The sequence below is a fragment of the Streptomyces sp. NPDC018947 genome (assembly GCF_044390505.1).
In the GTDB taxonomy this organism is placed as follows: Bacteria; Actinomycetota; Actinomycetes; order Streptomycetales; family Streptomycetaceae; genus Streptomyces.
The window spans coordinates 187,706-206,491 of record NZ_JBIRZD010000002.1 but is presented as its reverse complement, the minus strand read 5'-3'; the positions used below and the strand labels follow the sequence as shown (position 1 = coordinate 206,491).

At 72.6% G+C, this 18,786-nt stretch carries 13 protein-coding genes; 5 read left to right on the top strand and 8 right to left on the bottom strand.

The window, feature by feature from the left end; all coding sequences use genetic code 11:
* The first annotated feature begins 51 nt into the window (after positions 1-51).
* Both ACH499_RS05610 and ACH499_RS05605 read left to right on the top strand, forming a co-directional pair.
* Positions 52-597, top strand: coding sequence for a hypothetical protein (locus tag ACH499_RS05610; protein ID WP_399013969.1), 546 nt, complete (start codon positions 52-54; stop codon positions 595-597).
* 312 nt (positions 598-909) lie between these two features.
* The gene (locus ACH499_RS05605) at positions 910-2,001 is read left to right on the top strand and encodes a M23 family peptidase (protein WP_399013968.1); all 1,092 of its coding nucleotides are present in this window, start codon (positions 910-912) and stop codon (positions 1,999-2,001) included.
* A gap of 111 nt (positions 2,002-2,112) precedes the next feature.
* On the opposite strand, the gene ACH499_RS05600 is transcribed toward ACH499_RS05605, so the two are convergent.
* The 7 genes from ACH499_RS05600 to ACH499_RS05570 all read right to left on the bottom strand — a co-directional run bounded on the left by ACH499_RS05600 (position 2,113) and on the right by ACH499_RS05570 (position 11,971).
* On the bottom strand, positions 2,113-3,093 hold the full coding sequence (locus ACH499_RS05600; protein ID WP_356198465.1) for a hydroxyacid dehydrogenase: 981 nt from the start codon (positions 3,091-3,093) through the stop codon (positions 2,113-2,115).
* Between the two features lie 38 nt (positions 3,094-3,131).
* A complete protein-coding gene (locus ACH499_RS05595; RefSeq protein ID WP_399013967.1) occupies positions 3,132-4,049 on the bottom strand; it encodes a carbohydrate ABC transporter permease in 918 nt (305 codons plus the stop codon).
* A gap of 2 nt (positions 4,050-4,051) precedes the next feature.
* Positions 4,052-4,954, bottom strand: coding sequence for a sugar ABC transporter permease (locus tag ACH499_RS05590; RefSeq protein WP_365599870.1), 903 nt, complete (start codon positions 4,952-4,954; stop codon positions 4,052-4,054).
* Between the two features lie 66 nt (positions 4,955-5,020).
* Positions 5,021-6,331 carry an ABC transporter substrate-binding protein gene (locus tag ACH499_RS05585; RefSeq protein WP_399013965.1) on the bottom strand — a complete coding sequence of 437 codons (1,311 nt, stop codon included), beginning with the start codon at positions 6,329-6,331 and terminating at the stop codon, positions 5,021-5,023.
* A 151-nt stretch (positions 6,332-6,482) separates the two neighbouring features.
* Positions 6,483-8,255: a glycoside hydrolase family 35 protein gene (locus ACH499_RS05580; RefSeq protein WP_399013964.1), complete on the bottom strand. Its 1,773-nt coding sequence runs from the start codon at positions 8,253-8,255 to the stop codon at positions 6,483-6,485.
* Between the two features lie 29 nt (positions 8,256-8,284).
* On the bottom strand, positions 8,285-9,337 hold the full coding sequence (locus ACH499_RS05575; protein WP_399013963.1) for a LacI family DNA-binding transcriptional regulator: 1,053 nt from the start codon (positions 9,335-9,337) through the stop codon (positions 8,285-8,287).
* 198 nt (positions 9,338-9,535) lie between these two features.
* Positions 9,536-11,971 carry a polysaccharide lyase 8 family protein gene (locus tag ACH499_RS05570; protein WP_399013962.1) on the bottom strand — a complete coding sequence of 812 codons (2,436 nt, stop codon included), beginning with the start codon at positions 11,969-11,971 and terminating at the stop codon, positions 9,536-9,538.
* Between the two features lie 202 nt (positions 11,972-12,173).
* On the opposite strand from ACH499_RS05570, the gene ACH499_RS05565 reads away from it, so the two are divergent.
* Complete coding sequence (locus ACH499_RS05565) at positions 12,174-13,256, top strand: substrate-binding domain-containing protein (RefSeq protein WP_399013961.1); 1,083 nt, start codon at positions 12,174-12,176, stop codon at positions 13,254-13,256.
* 63 nt (positions 13,257-13,319) lie between these two features.
* Here ACH499_RS05565 and ACH499_RS05560 read toward each other — a convergent pair whose 3' ends face one another.
* Positions 13,320-14,042 carry a VOC family protein gene (locus tag ACH499_RS05560; protein WP_399013959.1) on the bottom strand — a complete coding sequence of 241 codons (723 nt, stop codon included), beginning with the start codon at positions 14,040-14,042 and terminating at the stop codon, positions 13,320-13,322.
* Between the two features lie 184 nt (positions 14,043-14,226).
* Here ACH499_RS05560 and ACH499_RS05555 point away from each other — a divergent pair, with 184 nt between their 5' ends.
* Together ACH499_RS05555 and ACH499_RS05550 are read left to right on the top strand one after the other, a co-directional pair.
* A complete protein-coding gene (locus ACH499_RS05555; protein WP_399013957.1) occupies positions 14,227-14,574 on the top strand; it encodes a CU044_2847 family protein in 348 nt (115 codons plus the stop codon).
* Positions 14,571-18,785, top strand: coding sequence for a hypothetical protein (locus ACH499_RS05550; protein ID WP_399013956.1), 4,215 nt, complete (start codon positions 14,571-14,573; stop codon positions 18,783-18,785). Before ACH499_RS05555 ends, ACH499_RS05550 begins: the two co-directional genes overlap by 4 nt.
* The last annotated feature ends 1 nt before the right edge of the window (position 18,786 follow it).

Below are 18,786 nucleotides of genomic sequence, written 5' to 3'. Positions count from 1 at the left end.
CGCTTCGAGGGCTGGATCGCGGGTCTCGGCACGTCCTCCGGGACCCGTGTCGTGCTCGGTCACTGGCGACGGTCGCCGTTCGGGGCGTTCAGCGACGTGATGCTGGAGCGGGCCGACGGGGAGCGGCTGCTGCTGGCCCCTACGCGGGAGACGGCCGACTTCATCGGCGCGATGTACGTCTTCGACACCGTGCGCGTCGTGCCGGTGCGCGTCGGCGTCGTGGCCCGCACCTGGACCGTGACCGCGGGCTCGCTCGAGCTGTGCTTCGTCACCGGGCGGCGCGGACCTCTGGGACTGCTGCTGCGCGCCGTGCCCGCCGCGCTCACCCGCCGTCCGGTGTGGAGCGCGCTCACGGATCGGCCGGCCCGGTTGCTGCTGCCCGGAGTGCGGACCCGCGGCAGCGTCCGTGCGAGCCGCCGCGAGTGGTACGGCGCTCGGGACCTGAAGCCGATCCGCCTGGTGTCCGCGTCCTTCGAAGGCGTCGATCTGGGGGTGACGGCCCCCGTCGAACCTCCCGTGCGCTTCGGCTTCGGTTCGGTGCCGGGAAAGCCCGCTCTCACGCGGGTCACGACGACGATCGCCCTCGGTCCCGGGTGACCAGAGCCACCCGCCTCGGAGTCATCACCAAAACCCCCCTCGTTCCCCTGCTGCTCCGCATCGGACACAGCCTGTCCACAATCTTCAGAAGTGGCCCCCACTGTGGCGCCGGAAGCCCGGTGAACATCTCCACCCAGCGCGGGGCATGCCGCAACTCTTCACTCACACAAGGGAATTGGCCGCCACTCAGCCCTCAGTGACACACACCGCGAGGGCCTCGGCTTCGCCCTCTCGTACGGCGTGCCGTGCTCTGTCACACTCTCGCTACCCGTCAGTACGCCGGGTTCTCTCCGCGGAGAAGGAGTACTTCCCATGCGCCTCAGACCCCTCGTGCGAATCACCACCGCCGCCCTCGCCCTGGCGGGGCTGCTCGCCACCGCGCCCTCGGCGACCGCGGTCACCCCGGACCCCGTGGCGACCCCGGTGGCCGAGGCCCAGTCGCCGTCCTCCGGCATCACCGTCAAGATGCCGCCCGCGGTCGCCGACCGCCTCGGCACCGACCGCCAAGGGCTGATCGACGCCGTCTCCACCGACGTCCTCTCCCGGTCCCACGACGCCAAGGGCCTCGCCCCGAAGGCCGCCGTCGGCAAGCTCGCCGCCGAGGGCCGCAAGGTGGTCGTCGACGTCCGGACCGTCTCGCCCGGCTGGGCCCGCGGTGTCGCGTACGTCGAGGCGCCGCGCACGCACCACGGCGAGCCGGAAGGCTGGCTCTACATCGCCCACCGCGTGAACGGGCGCTGGGTCTCCGGCCTCGAGGGCGACCGGGAGTTCGCCGACCACGTGGCGAAGTCCCCGCTGGTCGGCGAGGCGGAGCGGCCCACCATGGCGGCGTACGCGCGGGGCAAGGTGGAGGCACAGTCGCAGGCGTCGACGATGGGGGCCCAGGCCAACACCAACGGGCTGCTGCTGCCGTGGATGCCCGACTACTACATGACCCTGACCGGCGGCGCCCACTCCAGCGACGGCGCGACCGGCTACTGGAGCAGCCTCGACTTCGCCGGCGGCAACGCCAGTGGCCGGGTCCGCTCCTCCCGGGAGGGTACGGCGACCTCGATGTGCGGCGCCGGCGGCGGCTGGACCCGGGTGATCCACCCGGGCGGCTTCTCGACGGACTACTACCACATGTGGAACGCGACCTACTACAACGGGACGTCGATCGGCAGCAGCGCGCTGCTCGGCACCATCGGCACCGACACCTGCGCAGGCGGGTCGGCGACCGGAGCCCACGTGCACTGGAGCCTGCGCACGTACGACGCCAACTACGTCGGCCAGTACACCTGGCTGAACGGCCGCACCATCGGCGGCTGGACCTGGTGGAACGGCTCCAGCCAGTACACCGGCTGCGCCACCCGCCTCGGCTACACCGCCTGCCCCGGCACCGCGATCTACAACCGCACGAGCTGACGACCGCCCCGCCGCTCCGCGCCCGGCCCCGCCGCCGGGCGCGGAGTCACCCGGCCGCCCCTGAACGGAAACCGCGTACGCGCTGTCGGGGGAGCGCCGCCGGTTCGGGCCTCACGCCGAGCGCGTGAGCTGCTCCGGGCGGACCGGGTCCGCGTACGGCATCCCGCTCACGTAGCGCTCCAGTTCGTCCAGTGCCGCGTGCGCCATGCGGCCCAGTTCGTTGCCGAGGGAGCCCGCGATGTGCGGGGTGAGCAGGACGTTCGGGAGGTCGTACAGCGGCGAGTCGGGCGGGAGGACCTCGGGATCGGTCACGTCCAGGACCGCGTTCAGCCGTCCGGAGACCAGTTCCTCCGTCAGCGCCGCGGTGTCGACGAGCGAGCCGCGGGCGGTGTTGATCACCGTCGCTCCGTCCCGCAGGAGGGCGAGCCGGCGCCGGTCGAGGAGATGGCGCGTCTCCGGGAGTTCGGGCGCGTGGATCGTCACGGTGTCGCTGCCCTCGGCGAGCACGTCCAGCGGGACCGGGTGCGCGCCGAGGGCCCTGACCCGTTCCTCGTCGACGTACGGATCGTGGAGCAGGACGCGCATGTCGTACGGGCGCAGCAGCTCGACGACCCGGCGGCCGATGCGGGAGGCGCCGACGACGCCGACCGTGTGCCGGTGGTTGCCGCCGGCGCCGATGACCTCGAGGGCGTTCACCCAGGTCCGCTTCTCGCGGTAGGCCCGCGCGGCGTGCAGGACGCGCTTGCCGGAGAACAGGATGGCGGCGAGCGTGTACTCGGCCACGGGCACGGCGTTGGCCGAGGCCGCCGAGGCGACGGTGATGCCGCGCTCCCAGCAGGCGTCCGTGACGTGGTGCTTGACCGACCCCGCCGCGTGGATCACGGTGCGCAGCCGGGGCATGCGGGCCAGGACCTCGGGGGTGAGGGGCGGGCAGCCCCAGCCGGTGAGCAGCGCCTCCGCCTCCGCGAGGGCGCCGGCGGCCGCCGGGTCGGCGAAGTCACGGACGACGAGGGCCGGATCGGTGTCGGCCAGTGCCGTGAGCCGGTCCAGCGCCGCCCGGTCGAAGAGGGCGGCGTGGACGGGAGTGTCCATCGCGAGGACGGTGCGGGGGCGGCGGAGGGGGGTGGGGGTCACTTGACGGCTCCCGCGGTCAGGCCGGAACGCCAGTGGCGCTGCAGCGAGAGGAAGGCGACGGCGAGCGGAACGACGGACAGCAGGGAGCCCGTCACGACGAGCGCGTAGAGCTGAGGTTCCTGCGGCAGGACGGCGTTCCAGCTGAACAGGCCGAGCCCCACCGGGTACAGGGACGAGTCGTTGAGCATCACCAGGGGCAGGAAGAAGTTGTTCCAGCTCGCGGTGAAGGTGAACAGGAAGATGGTCACGAAGGCGGGGGACAGCATCGGCAGGGCCACCGAACGGAAGGTGCGGAACTCCCCGGCGCCGTCCATGCGGGCGGCCTCCAGGGTCTCGTGCGGTACGTACGCCTCGGCGAACACCCTGGCCAGGTAGACGCCGAAGGGGTTGACCAGGCTCGGTATCAGCACGGCCCAGTAGGTGTTGACGAGGCCGGCCTCGGAGGCGAGCAGGTACATCGGCAGGGAGATGACGGTGGGCGGCACCAGGATACCGAGCAGGACCAGTCCGTAGACCTTCTCGCGGCCGGGGAAGGAGTACGTGGCGAAGGCGTACCCGGCCATCAGGGAGATCAGGGTGGAGGCGAGCGCGCCGACCACCGAGTACAGCAGGCTGTTGAGCAGCCAGCGGCCGAAGACGCCGTCGTGGTGGGCGAAGAGGTCGGCGATGTTGCCGAACAGGTTGAAGTCGCCGAGCCGGAAGCCGGGGCTGCCGAACAGGTCGCCGTTGTCCTTGGTGGCGTTGACCAGCAGCCAGCTCAGCGGCATCAGGGTGTAGACGGCGACGATCGCCAGGACGGTGTTGACGAGGGCCCGGGACGACCAGGACGACCTGCGTACGGGCCGGGGGCGGGGTGCCGCGCCCGGAGCGGGGGCCGGGGCGGGCGGCGTCGCGGTGAGTGTGCCGGCGGCCATGGTCACGCCTCCTTCCAGCGGTTGCCGAACTTGGTGATGACGAAGGAGAGCGCGGCGCCGAGGACGGCGAGCAGCAGCGAGGCGGCGGCGGCGAGTCCGTAGTCGTGCTTGGTGAAGGCGGCCTGGTAGATGAACATGACCGGGCTCCACTCGGGGGAGACGGCGGACGACCGGCTGCGCAGTACTTCGGGTTCGTTGAAGAGCTGGATCGCGCCGACGGCGGTGAACAGGGTGGTGAGGACGACCGAGGAACGGATCATCGGCAGCTTCACCGACCAGGCGGTGCGCAGCTCGCCCGCTCCGTCGACCACGGCGGCCTCGAGGGTCTCGCGGGGTACGGCCTGGAGCGCCGCGTAGAAGATCACCATGTTGTAGCCGATCCACTGCCACGTGGCGGCGTTGGCCATGGAGAACACGACCGCGTCGGGGCCGAGCAGGTCCCAGTCCGCGCCGAAGACGGACAGGAAGTCGAGTACGGGGCTGAGTCCGGGCGTGTAGAGGAAGCCCCACACGATCGCGGCGATCAGTCCCGGCACCGCGTGCGGGAGGAAGTAGGCCAGCTGGAAGAACCGCTTGGCGCGGGCCAGCGTCGAGTCCACCAGCAGGGCCAGGGCCAGGGCGCCGCCCACCATCACCGGGATGTAGACGAGGCAGTACAGGGCGATGTGTGCGAAGCCGCGGCGGAAGCCCGCGTCGTCCAGCGCCCGCAGGTAGTTGTCGACGCCGACGAACAGGGTCTGCGTGCCGCCGAAGCCGAGTCCGGAGGCCGCCTGCTCCCGGTACAGGCTCATCCAGATCGCGTAGCCGATGGGGGCGAGCAGGGTGGCGGTGAAGAGGAGGAGGAACGGGGCGAGGAAGAGGACGGGTGCGGTGTGCCGTCCTCGGCCGAGCCGGGTCGATGACATGGGGGTGGAGCTCCTTGGTGCCGGGCCCGGCTCCGCGCGGGGGAGCCGGGCTCTCGGGGCGTCAGGTCACTTGGCGAGCTTGAGCCCGCGGTCGGTGATCGACTTCTCGGCCGAGCGCTGTCCCGCCTGGAACGCCGGCCAGAACTCGCCGGTCCGCTGGGCCTTGCCGAGTTCGTTCTGCAGGGTCAGCGACGTCGAGTTGTGCACCGGGCTCCACACCCAGTCCGACGTGATCAGCGGCACCTGGGAGCCGGCGAACTCGTAGATGTCCTGGCCGCCGAAGAAGGAGGCGTCGAAGGACTCCTTGGCGGTGGCGCGCAGGTTCTCGGCGGCGGGCAGGCCGCTGGAGGTGCCCGCGGCGAGCCGGGCCTTGACGGCGGCCTTGTCGGAGGTGGCCCAGATCGCGAACTCGGCGGCGGCCTTGGCCTTGCTCGTGTCCTTGGAGAGGGCGAAGGCCGATCCGCCGACGGCGCCGGTGGCGGGCGTGCCCCAGGTGGGCAGCGGGGCCTCGGCCCACTTGCCGGACTGCGCGGGGTAGGTGGTCTTGATGCTGCCCGCGCTCCAGGACGCGCCGATCAGGGCGATGGCCCGGGAGTCGGTCACGGCCTTGGTCGCCTCCGGGCTCCACGCCTTGTGGTTGAGCACCAGGTCGTTCTTGACCAGGTCCTTCCAGTAGTCGGCGACCTTCTTGGTGGCTCCGTCGGTCATGTTCACCGTCCAGGCGTCACCGGAGGAGCCGTACCACCGGGCGCCGGCCTGCTGGGCGAGTCCGGCCCACGTGGCGACGTCGTCACCCCCGAAGTCCAGGATGCGGGCCTCGCCCCGGGAGGCGGTCTTCACCTTCTTCGCGGCGGACTCGAACTCGTCCCAGGTCTTCGGCACGTCCACGCCGTACTCGGCGAACAGGTCCTTGCGGTAGTACAGGGTCTGCGGGCCGACGTCGTAGGGCGCGGCCCAGGTCTTGCCGCCCAGGGTGACCATGCCGCGCACGGAGTCGGGGGCGTAGTCCTCCACGGCGTCCGCCAGCTCCGCCGACGAGTCGCGCAGCAGGCCCTGGGTGACCAGGTCGGGAAGGGCCTGGTACTCCACGTTGACGACGTCCGGCGCGTTGCCGGCCTTGACCGCCTTGGCGAGCTTGTCGTAGCCGCCGTTGAGGCCGGCCGGTATCTCGGAGAACGTGACCTTGATGTTCTTGTGGGTGCGGTTGAACTCGGCGGTCATCTCCTTGGTGCCCGGCATCCAGGACCAGTAGGTGATCTCGACGGGCTCGTCGGCGGTGCCGGTGCCCGCCTCGCTCTGGTCCTGGCCGCCGCAGGCGGTGGCGAGGAGGGCGACGCAGACCGCGGCGGCGGCGAGAACAGGGGAGGACGGCTTCATTGCTGACTCCAAGGGAGCTTGGTGTGATGACGCACATCTTTCGGCCAGAGCCGATCAGAGTCAATAGAAAACGAACAATGAATCACTAGTGAGTGAAAAGCGATCTCATGACTGTTCGTTTGATGGTCGGGTGGTCGTAAACGACCAGGCGTCATCCCAGGTCGGGTGCGTCCCGGGTCTCGACGGCCAGGGGAACGGTTCCCGCGTCCGCGTCCAGCTCCAGCACCACGACCTCGTTGCGCCCCGCGCGCAGCAGCGGCCACGGCAGGTAGAGCGTGCGCTGAGGGCCGCGGGAGGCCCAGTAGCGCCCCAGGCAGAAGCCGTTGACCCAGACGTACCCCTTGCCGCCGCCGGGCAGCGCCAGATAGGTGTCACCGGGCTCGGCCACGTCGAGGTGGCCGCGCAGGAACAGCGGGCCCCGTCCGGATCCGCCGGTGCCCCAGCGCAGCCTCTGCGGTGTTCCGTGCCCCAGCTCCACCGCCCGCGCCCGCCAGCCGTGCAGCACCTGCTGCGTGTGCAGGACCCGCCGGACGCCCTTGCGCTCGCCGAGCCCCGTCCCGTAGTTGATCCGCCCCATGGACTCCACCAGCAGCTCCACTCGCGCCCCCGCCCCGGGCACGGGCACGTCGGGTACCGCCTCAGTCGCGTCCCGTTCCAGAACACCGGCCGGCGCCCCGTCGACGTAGACGTGGGCCCGGTCGGCGAGGCCCTGCACCGACAGCGGGTACGGCCCGCGGGGCCCGGGGACGTGCCCGGTGTACAGCACCAGTCCCTGACCGATGCCCAGGTCCTCGAAGGACGGCGGCAGCGGGGCCTCGACCTCCGGGCCCGCCAGCGTCTCCAGCGCGTCGAACAACCGCAGCGACTCCGTCAGTCCGACGCGTCCGTCCGGCAGCAGCGGCGCGGGCGGCTCGGGTGCCGGCAGCGCGTCGTCCGCGTACCGCTCCAGCACCTTGCGGAAGGCGTGGAACTTCTCGGTGACGCCGCCGCGTTCGTCGATCGGCGCGTCGTAGTCGTACGAGGTGACCGTCGGCAGATAGCCCTCACCGGTCGCCGGATCGGCGGTGTTGGCGCCCGCCCACGTGGAGAAGTTGGTGCCGCCGTGCGCCATGTAGACGTTGACGGACGCCCCCGCGTCCAGGATGCCGGCCAGTTCGTCCGCGGCGTCCTGGGGCGCGCGCACGACGTGGTCGGTGCCCCAGTGGTCGAACCAGCCGCACCAGAACTCCATGCACATCGGGGGATCGCCGGGCCGCAGCCGGGCGAGCGAGGCGAACGCCTCGTCGGCGCGGCTGCCGAAGTTCACCGTCGCGAGGGTCCCGGGCAGCGCGCCGCCGGTGAGGAAGAAGTCGTCGGGACCGTCCGAGGTGAACAGCGGCACCTCGATCCCGCGCGAGCGCAGCCCGGACGCCAGGTGCTCGAGGTAGCCGGTGTCCGTGCCGAACGAGCCGTACTCGTTCTCCACCTGCACCATCAGCACGTTGCCGCCCCGCGTGCTCTGGTGCGGGGCGAGGACGGGCACGAGCCGGTCGAACCAGCGGTCCACGTGCGCGAGGTAGCCCGCGTCCCGGCAGCGCAGCGCCCGCACCTGCGGATCGGCGAGCAGCCACCACGGCAGCCCGCCGTTGTCCCACTCGGCGCAGATGTACGGCGAAGGGCGCACGATCGCGTGCAGCCCCGCCTCCCGGGTGGCGTGCAGGAAACGGTCCAGGTCGGCGATGCCGGCGAAGTCGTACTCCCCGGGGCGCGGTTCGTGCAGGTTCCACGGCACGTACGTCTCGACCGTGTTCAGACCCATGGCGCGCAGCATCCGCAGCCGGTGCGGCCACTGCTCGGGCAGGATCCGGAAGTAGTGCAGCGCGCCCGAGAGCAGACGCAGCGGGCGGCCGTCGAGGGAGAACCCCCCGGGTGTGATCGCGAACATGAGGGGCTCTCCAGTCGTGCGGGGTCGGTCTACGCGCTCGAGGAGCGCACGTGCAGTTCCGGCAGGATCGCGATCCGGTGCCGGGGGCGGGACGGATCGGCGATCCGCTGGGCGAGCAGGTCCACCGCGGCGGCGCCCACCGCCTGCTTCGGCGGGGCGATCGCGGTCAGCGGGATGTCGGCGAGGGCGGCGACCTCGTCGTCGTAGGCGACGATCGCGACGTCGTCGGGCACCTCCACGCCGCGGGCCCGCAGCCGTTGCAGGACGACGATCGCGTCGTGGTCGTTGTGCACCACCGCCGCGTCCAGCCGGCCCTCGGCCACCGCGTCGGTGAACGCGGCGAGCACCCGCTCCCGTTCGGCGGTGTCGCCCCCCGGCGGCGGCAGCCGGAACAACGCCTCCTCGGCGGCCGGCAGTCCGGCCGCCGCGAGGCCGCCGCGGTAGCCCTCCAGGACGAGCGCGCCGTGCGGGCTGTCCTCCCGCAGCAGCAACCCGATCCGCTCCCGGTGCGCCTCGGCCAGATGCCGTACGGCGATCCGGGCGCCGTGGACGTGATCGGTCACCACACGCTCGGCACCCGTGGCGTCGTCGTCGGGGCGCCGCTCCACCAGGACGTACGGCACGTCCAGTTCGGCCGGCCAGCTCCGCGCCCGCGCCGGGCCGCACGGGGTGACGAGCAGGCCGTCGATGCCGTCGTCGAGCATCTGCCGGGCCTGGGCCCGCTCCTCGTCGGGGTTGTACTGGGAGATGCCGAGCACCAGGCGGATGCCCCGCTCGGCGGCGGCGTCCCGCGCTCCCTTGATCACCTCGGGGTAGTAGTAGTCGGCGGCCGGGACGATCAGGCCGAACACCCGCTCGCCCCCGCCCCGGGCGGGCGGTTCCGGCGTCCCGGGGGCGGCGGTCTCCGGCAGGACCGCGCCGCCGTGCACCCGCTCGACGAGTCCGCGCTCGGCGAGCGCTTCCACGTCACGGCGCACGGTGATGGGCGAAACGCCCAGCTCCGAGGCCACTTCCGTGACCCGGACCGAACCGCGTTCACGCAGCCGCCGCACGATCTCCTGATGCCGTTCCTCGGCGTGCACGTGACCGGTCCCCTCGTCGTCTGTGGTCTCCGACCTGCAGTGTAGCGTCTACGCGATCGCTTTGTGAACGTTTCTGTGCGAACAATCAAACGATCGCGTGGGTGCGCACGAGGGGTACGCGTGACGGGCCGGGCGGATGACCCCGTGGCGGAGACCTCGGGGCGGGTGGCTCGGGGTCCCGGGGCGAGGGCCGGACCGTCAGGCGAGGCGGACCGTCACCTTCTGCGGGGCGCCGGCCCGGCCGGTGAGGTCGCCGAAGGTGAGCCCCAGGGCGGAGCCGGTGCGGACCGACGTCACGGTGGGCGGCTTGGACAGCACGGCGGAGACGGCGCGGTTCCAGACGACCTCGAGGCCGGAGACCGTGCGCGTGGGGTCCGAGACGGCGACGGTGGCGGTGCCGTCCCGCTTCTCCCGGATCAGCACGGAGGCGGGGGCGTCGGCGGTGACGGTGCCGGCCGTGCCCGGGCTCCAGAAGTTGACGGCGGTGAAGCCGAGCACCGGGACCCGGATGCCCTGCTGCTCACGGCTGTTGGCCAGGATCTTCAGCCATCCCCTGTCGGCCGCGCGCCGGGCGGTGGCGGCGGCGCTCGCGCCCGGGAGCAGGACATAGGCGCAGGAGGCGTCGGCGGGGTCGGTGCCGTGGTCGGTGAGCAGCGTCAGGTAGCGGCGGGTCACCGGGGTGGTGGGACCGTTGGCGTTGATGTCCCGCCAGGCCCCGGTCCGTTCCTCGCGGACGGCGGTGAGGTCGATCCCCTGCGGGAAGACGTACCCCGCCTGCCCGGCGACGTGGGCCCACCGCGCGCCCTCGAAGCCGGCCGTCCAGCCCTGGGCCGACGGCTGGACGGTGCCGTCGACGGTCAGGGCGGGGGCCCCCGTCGCCCCCAGGTTCCGGTTGTCGATCGTCGTCTCGACGGCGAAACCGTCGCGGGAGGTGATGCCGGCGCCGAGGCAGACGACGCAGTCGTCCAGCCAGAACCAGGACTTGTGGGCGCTCATCGTGCTGAGGAGCCCCTTGAGGTGCTGTCCGGTGGCACCGAACCGTCCGTCGGTGGTGCCCCCGACCCAGGTCGCGTCCGGACAGGGCTGGCCCCAGTTGCCGCCCGCACCGTCCGGGAGCGGTTTGCGGGAAGCGGTGATGCCCGGGAGGCGGTAGGGATCGACGGTCGGCCAGAACTCGTCCGAGTAGTGCTCCAGCCCGAAGTCGTCCCCCCACCAGGAGAGCCAACCGGCACCGGTGTGGTAGCCGCGGGCGTGTTCCCCGTTGCCGAACTCGTAGTGGGCGATGTGCTTCGCCGCCATGGACAGCGACGCGGCCCAGCGCGGGCGCCGGTGCGTGACCCGGGCCATGTTGTGGAAGAGCCGGTGCTCGACCGGTTCGGGGGCGGCCTTGACGGAGTCGTCGTCCTGCAACGCCTGCAGCAGGGACGCCCGGGTGAGGGAGAGACCGGGGTTGCTCAGCGCCGGGTAGTGGTAGTCCCGGCGCAGCCACCCCTTGACCATGGCTCGCCACCGGGCGTTCTCCTCGGCCGTCGCCCCCTGTCCGACGAGCAGGACGGTGGCCATCAGGGCGTGCGCGCGGCTGTGATCCGAGGTGCCGGCCCGGCTGATGCCGCGGGAGGAGACGTTGTCCATCATCAGGCCGTTGTAGATGAACGGCGCGACCGCGCGGTCGACGGTGTCGAGGAAGAGCTGTGCGTCCGGACCGCCGACCGCCCAGGACGACCCCCGCAGCAGCGCCATGAGACGGCCGACGCCGTCGTGCAGCACCGCTCCGTAACCGCCGATGTAGGGCACGTTGCGGTGCTGGATGAACGAGCCGTCGGCGTAGAACCCGTCGCCCGAGGTGACGTACGGGAACACGGGGGCGAGGGCGCGCGAGGCGAGGGCGACCTTGTCCGGGTTCTCCCCGACGATGCCGCGGAGCACGACGCCGCGGCACAGGTCGACGCGGTTGGCGCCGGTGCTGGTGCCGGTGTAGCTGTCGAAGACCCGCTCCGGCACGAAGTGGTCGACCGCCCGGCAGAAGGCGTCGATCTGCGTCGGCGTCAGGTGTTCGTGGAGCAGCACACAGGTGTCCATGAGCGACTGCGCGGCGCCGATCTGCCAGCTCCACCAGTTGCCGTACGCCGTGGTGCGGTCGTTGTACACCTCGGAGCCGACGTGGTCGAGGCCGGCGAGGACGGCCTCCCGCACCTCGGCGCTGCCGGTCAGGCCCGTGCCCGGCTGGCAGTAGGCCTGGGCCAGGGTGTTCAGGCGGTTGTAGCTGGTGACGACGTTCGCCGAGTAGGTGTAGGACTCGGCGTCCGTGTCGGGGTCCGGGTCGGCCCAGACCAGGTCCGGCCAGAGCGAACCGGGCGCGGGGGCCATGGTGCCGAGGTGGGCCCTCGCGTCGGCACCGAGGCCGGTGAGCAGCTTGCGGAAGGGCTCCGCCGCGGGGTTGAACGCGGTCCCCAGTATCAGCTCGCGCCACTTGGCGCGCAGGGCGGCGAACTCCGCACCGCCGGGCGCGGCTTCACCGCCGGCGGGGGTCTGGGCCGCGAAGCCGGCGGGGGCGGCGAGACCGCCGCCGGCCGCGGCGAGGGGCGCGGCGGCGGCGGTCCGGACGAAGGCACGGCGGGACCAGGGCGATGACACGGGAAACCTCCGGGAGGTGCGGCACGACGGTGTCCGGCAGGGGCAGTGGTGCGGTGCGCGGTTTGTAGCACGCGCTTTCATCGATCAGCAACGCTTTCGTCGCCTATACGCTCAATTCTTCGTTTTTCGAAAGTGAGCGTGCGGAAAAGACAGTCGCCCGCGTAAGGTGCGGCACACGGAAGCGCGACGAGGGGGGAGTCACATGCACGCCGAGGACAGGCTTCAGGCGATCCTGCGCAAGGTGCGCAGACACGGCTCGGTGCGGGTCACCGAGGTCGCGGCCGAGCTGCGGGTCTCACCCGTCACCGTCCGCAAGGACGTCGAGGTCCTCGCGGACCGCGGCCTCGTGGTGCGGGTCCACGGGGGCGCCAGGCTCCCCGAGGACTGGACACCGGCCACCGCCGGCGCTCCCGGTGCCGCGCCCCCGCACCCCTCGGGCGAGCTGACGTTCGGCATGGTCGTGCCGTCCGCCACGTACTACTACCCCGAGGTGATCAAGGCCGTGCGGGAGGCCGCGGCGGCCCGGGGGGCCCGCCTGCTGCTGCGCATCTCCGAGTACGACGTCGACGGGGAACGCGCACAGGCGCACGCGATGGTCGAGGCGGGCGTGGACGGCCTGCTGCTGGCGCCCACCACCGGCACGGCGGACCACACCGCCCCGGCGTGGTACGAGGACCTCGGCATCCCGCTCGTCCTCGTGGAGCGGCGACCCCGCCCGGTCGGCCCGGCCGTCGAGCACGTCGTCACCGACCATGCCCACGGCGCCCGCCTCGCCGTCCACCACCTCGCCACTCAAGGCCGCCGCCGCATCGCACTGCTGACCCGCGGGGCGACCCCGACCGCCCCGCTGCTGGAGGAGGGGTTCCGCGCGGGTCTTCACCTCGCGGGACTCGAACCACCCGAGGGTGTCGGCCACGTGGACCTCGGGACGGACCACCCCGGCACCGCGCCGTACGACAGGACGATGGAACGGTTCCTGGACGCGGTGGCGGCCGGGCGCATCGACGCGGCCGTCGTCCATCCGGACGGCGACGCGCTCGTGCTCCTCCAGCGGCTCGGCGCCCGCTCGCTCACCGTCCCCGGCGACGTGGCGCTCGTGTCGTACGACGACGAGGTGGCCGGCCTCGGCAACCTGCCGCTCAGCGCGGTCGCCCCCTCGAAACGCGAAGTGGGCGTCTCCGCGGTCGAACTCCTCGCCGCCCGGCTGGCCGCACCGGACCGCCCTCGGCGCCAGGTGTCCATCCTCCCCGAACTCCGCGTCCGCGCTTCCAGCGCGGCACGGTGACGGATCCGCTCCCGCTCGTCGACCTTCTCGTCGGCGGGCACCTGTCCGCCGACGGCCACCACGCTACCGGGGCTTTCGCACGGTGAACTCGTTGCCGTCGGGGTCGAGCATGAGCATCCGCCCGTCGTCGGCCTCGCCGGTGTCCGGGCGCGTCGCGCCGAGCGAGACGAGGCGGTCCACCTCCGCGTCCCAGTCGGCGTCGGCCGGAACCGCCAGCTCGAAGAAAAGCCTGTTCCTGCCCGTCTTCGGCGCCACGGGCGGGCCGCCCCAGGTGATCTTCGTACCGCCGTTCGGCGACTGGATCGCGGTCTCCTGGTCCTGGTCCCAGACCAGTGGCCACCGCAGCGCCTTGCTCCAGAAGTAGCCGACCTCCTGCGTACCGTCGCAGGCCAGCGCTCCGATGAAACCGGTGCCGGCGAGGAAGGAGTTGCCCGCCGCGATCACGCAGAACTCGTTGCCGTCCGGGTCGGCCAGCACCACATGGCCCTCTTCCGGGAGCTGTCCCACGTCGATGTGCTTCCCGCCCAGCTCCAGCGCCCTGGCCACGGTTCGCCGCTGCTCCTCCGGGGAGGCGCTCGTCAGGTCGAAGTGCGCCCGGTTCTGACCGGACTTGGGCTCCCGACTCGGCAGGAAACGGATGCGGAAACCGTCGGTGTCCGGGGGCAGGAGCGCGATGTCGCCGTCCGGGCCGTCGGCCACCTGCCTGCCCAGGACCCCGGACCAGAACCGTGCCAGGTCCTCGGGCCGGGTCGCGTTGAAGCAGATCGCGAACAGTTGGCTGGTCATACCCCGTGCATCTCCGATCCACCGACTGCCGGTACGGCACCTCGTCTTCCCGCGAGCGCAGCTTAGGGTGACCGCGCGGCACCCGCATCAGGATTTCCCTCGGTGATTCGGGCCAAGGCACTTATAAGCTGGGCCGGTTGATGACCACAGGGAATGACGATCTTCGAGTGCGAAGGGCTGCGGCGTGGTGCAGATCGGGGAGATGCGGCTCAGCGACGGGACCGCGGTACTGGTCGAGGTCGAGGGGCAACAGGGCAGCGGGATCGACCGGGTGGGCCGTGGGCCCGGGTCCGGGATCGTCCGCGACTCGGCGCACACCCTCCAGGAGGCACTCGCGCACATCAGACCCGCGGTCGAGGCGGTGGCCGACAGCGTCCGGGGCCTGACGAGCCGGCCCGACTCGGTGAGTGTGGAATTCGGGATCAAGCTGTCCGCCGAAGCGGGCGTCGTGGTGGCGAAGGCGGCGAGCGAGGCCAACTTCGCCGTACGCCTGGAATGGGACGCCCGGGACCCGGGACAATCCGGGGCATGACAGCGTTACGGGGGGAAGCGGCGCTGGAGTCGGGCCTCGCCCGCGTACAGGGCGTCGACGGGATCGCGGGGGCCGGATTCCTCGTGGCCGCCGACATCGTCTGCACCTGCGCCCATGTCGTCGCGGACGCGCTGGGGCTGCCACGGGACACCGTGGACGCGCCCTTCGAGGACGTGCGGGTGGAGTTCCCGCTCGCGCGGGACGCGGAGGGCGGCGTCCCCGCCCGACGCGCCCGGGTGGTCTCCTGGCAGCCGCTGCTGGGGGACGACAGCGGTGACGTGGCCCTGCTGCGTCTCGACACTCCCGTCCCCGGGACCCGTCCGGTGCCCCTGGTGGACGGGACGTCCGTGTGGGGACACTCCTTCCGCGTCTACGGGTTCCCGGGCGGCGGCGACCACGGGGTCTGGGCGGCCGGAACGCTGCGGAGCGTCCAGGGCGCGGGCTGGGTGCAGATGGACACCGGCCCCGGCGGCCCGCGGGTGACCAACGGCTACAGCGGCGCGGCGGTGTGGGACGACGTGCAGGGCGGGGTCGTCGGGCTGGCCGTGGCGGCCGGCCGCGGCGACCTGGCGGGCACCGCGTTCCTCGTTCCGTCCGCCGCGCTCGTGGACGAGGAGGTGCTGCGCCCGGCGTGCCCGTTCCGCGGCCTCGACGTGTTCGAGGAGGAGGACACCGCGTTCTTCCACGGACGCGAGGACGACATCGAGCGGGCCCTCGCATCGATCACCGGACGACCCCTCACCGTGGTCGTCGGCCCTTCGGGATGCGGCAAGTCATCACTGATCCGCGCCGGTGTGCTGCCCCGGCTGCGTGCGGACGGCATGGGCGTGACCGTACTGCGCCCCGTGCCCGGCACCCCGCCCGAGACGCTGTTGGCGCACGCGCTCGTACCCGTACTGGAGCCGGAGAGCGGGGAGATCGACCGGATCGGCGAGGCGGGCAGACTGGCGCGCATGCTGGGCGGTGGGTCCGGCGATCCCGACGACCCGGACGGGCCCGTGGGCCGGGCCGGAGCGGACGGCGGAGGCACGCCGCCCGCCGTCGCCGCCCTGCGCGCGTCCCTTCGGGAGAGGGCCGGCCGAGCCGGTCACCTCATCGTCGTCGACCAGCTGGAGGAGTACGCCGGCGCCGAACCGCGGCACGCGCGCACCCTGCTCCACCTCCTCGTCGCGCTGACCGAGGGCCCGGGCACGGGGCGCGGAACGCGCATCGTGGCCACCGCGCGTCAGGAGTCCCTCGACGTCCTGCTGACCTCCCGGACGTCCCGCTCCCTGAGCGACGCCGTCCTCTTCCTCGCTCCGCTCGACACGGAGAGCCTGCACCGCGCGGTCACGGGCCCCGTCGACGCCGTGCCGGGGCTGTGGCTGGAGCCCGGGCTCGCCGAGCGCATCGTCGAGGACGCCGCGGACGAGCCGGGCCGGATGCCGCTGGTGGAGTTCACCCTGACCAGGCTCTGGGAGCGGCGCGAGGGCTCCATGCTCACCCACACCGCCTACGACGAACTCGGAGGCGTCACCGGAACCCTGGTGGGCTACGCGGACGACGCCTATCGCACGCACGTGCCTGCGGCGGACGAGGGCGTGGCGCGCAGACTGTTCGTCCAGCTCGCCCGGCCCGACGACCGCGGCGGATACATACGCCGTGCCGTGCCCGCGGCCCGGCTCGACCCGGCCGCCGCGGAACTCGCCCGGCGCCTCGCCCGGGGGAAGCTGGTCGTCCTCGGGGAGACGGCCGACGGCACGGAGATCGTCGACCTCACGCACGAGGCCCTCACCCGGTTGTGGCCCCGGCTGCGCGCCTGGCTGGACGACAGCAGGAACTTCCGCCAGTGGCAGGAGCAGTTGCGCACGGACATGGCGCGCTGGGAGGAGAAGGGCCGGGAGCCGGGGGCCCTGCAGCGCGGCAGAACCCTCGCCGAGGGGGAGGAGTGGCTCCAGCGGCTGCCCGAGGACGTCACGGCGGACGAACGCGCCTACATCGAGGCGGGCCGCCGTTACGCGCGGCGCACCGTGCGCAGGCTGCTGGCGGGAGGCGCGCTGCTGACGGCGCTGCTGCTGGTGGCCGGGACGCTCGGGGCGGTCGCCTGGAACACCGGCCGGGAACTCACGACCCAGCTGCGCACCCTCGCGGCCCGCGCGCTCGCGGAGGAGTCCGGAAGGCAGACCCGGCGACCGGCTACGGCGGTGCAGTGGGCGCTCGCCGCCTGGCACGCCGACCGGACCACCCCGCAGGCGCGAGAAGCCCTGCTCGCGCAGTACGCACGGGCCCGGTACGTCCGCGGCCTGCACACCGGCCTGTGGCGGGGCCGGGTCCAGGACCTGCAGGCCACCCCGGACGGCCGCACCCTCGTGGTGCGCTCCAAGCCCGACGGCAAGGACCCGTACGAGCTGTCGGTCGTGACCGGCGCACTCGACGGCAGGCCGCGGCACTACAGGCTCCAGGGGGTGCCCGCGACACAGCAGCGTGGCGCGGTCAGCCCCGACGGACGGCACTACGCGGCGGCCTTGCCGGACGGCACGGTGTGGCTGTGGAGGCTGGAGGGGGAGGACGGCGAGCCGACGCGACTCGGCGGACGGCGTATCACGGGCGAAGGCGGCGGTGTCAGCATCGGGCTGGACTTCAGCGCGGACGGGAGCCGGCTGCTGCGGTGGCTCGACCTCCACAGCCCCGAGGACAGGGCGGAGAAACCGAGGGTCTTCCTCGACGTGTGGGACGTGGGCCGCCTGGAGCCACTGCCGGTGGCGGACACGGTGATGTCGACCGCGGGGGACCAGACCGTGCGTTTCGGTGAGGACCCCGGCACCGTCGAGGTCACGACGACCGACTCGGAGGACGCCGGCTCACCCGACGGCACCGTGCTGCGCGACCTGCGCACCGGGCGCGTGCTGCGCGAGGTCCCGGCCGACGGCTCGTCGGAGGACTGGGGCTTCCTCGAGGCCACCGGGGCCTACCGGTTCGAGGAGTCGGAGAGCGGCGACTTCGGTTACGCCGACCTGACTCTCCGTGGACGGGACACGGACGACACGTACGTCTCCCGGCTGCCCATGGACGACGAGCCGGGCTACCAGGGCCCGACGCTGGCGGCGGTCCGGGGCGAGGAGAGCGGGCTGACGGTACTGTCCCCGGTCGGGGACACCCTGGTCGTGGCCCACGCGCCCGCCGCGCCCCGGCCCGACTCCGCGGACGTCTACGACGCGTCGGTCATGGCGCCGGACGGTGACAGGGTCGCGCGGCTGACGGAGCGCGGGGTGCGGGTGGTCGACCTCGTGCGCGGAGGAACCACGACCGGCGAACCGCCGCCCGGGTACGACCCCGATACGTCGACTCTCGTGTGGACGCAGGACGGCGAGTACCTCGTGCTCGTGCGGGAGGGCGCATCGGAGCTGCACGTGTACGACGCCGACGCGCTGTCCGACCGTACCGACGTGTCGCCGGGCGAAGGACTGACGGCCCCTGAGGAACGGGAACTCACCGGCACGGTCGGGTCCCTGCCCGACGGCGATGTCGTGGCCCTGACCCGGAGCGGCAGCCTGCTCCGGGTGGACCCGGAGCGCGGCGTTCGGACGGGGGAACCGCTGACGGTGGACCCCGACCCGCGTGCACAGGGCTTCCCCCCGAGGAGGAGCCGGGTCGTGGGCCGTCCGGGCCACCCGGACCAGGTCGTCGTGGTGACGCCCGACGACGCGGACGACGGCGCGGTACGGATCTGGGACCTGCGGGCCCGTACACGGATCTCGACCCTGCAGGGCGACGAGGTCGGCTGGGCCTACTACGGGATCGGCGGTGACGACATGGTCTTCTCCCCGGACGGCCGGTACCTGGCCGTGGCCCACAACGACGGCAGGCTGCACCGTTGGGATCTGCGGAAGAAGGCCGATGTGGGCACACAGGCCCCCGTCTCCTCGGGCATCGACGTCCTGGCGGTCACGAACAGCGGAGTGATGGTCACGATCGACGCGGCCACGGGGTACGAGCTGTGGGACTCCGACGGAGACCGCATGGGCACGATCCCGAGCAGCCCGTTCTCCGCGGCGGTCGTGCGGGGCTCGGAGCTGATCGTGGAGGACAGGGGGCGGCGAACGACCTACGCCCTCGACCCCGACACCTGGTTCCGCGATCTGTGCGGACGCGCGGGCCGCGCCTTCACCGACGAGGAACGCGAGGACCTTCCCCCCGGTACCCCGTCGGAACCGCCGTGCGCCGGCGCGTAGG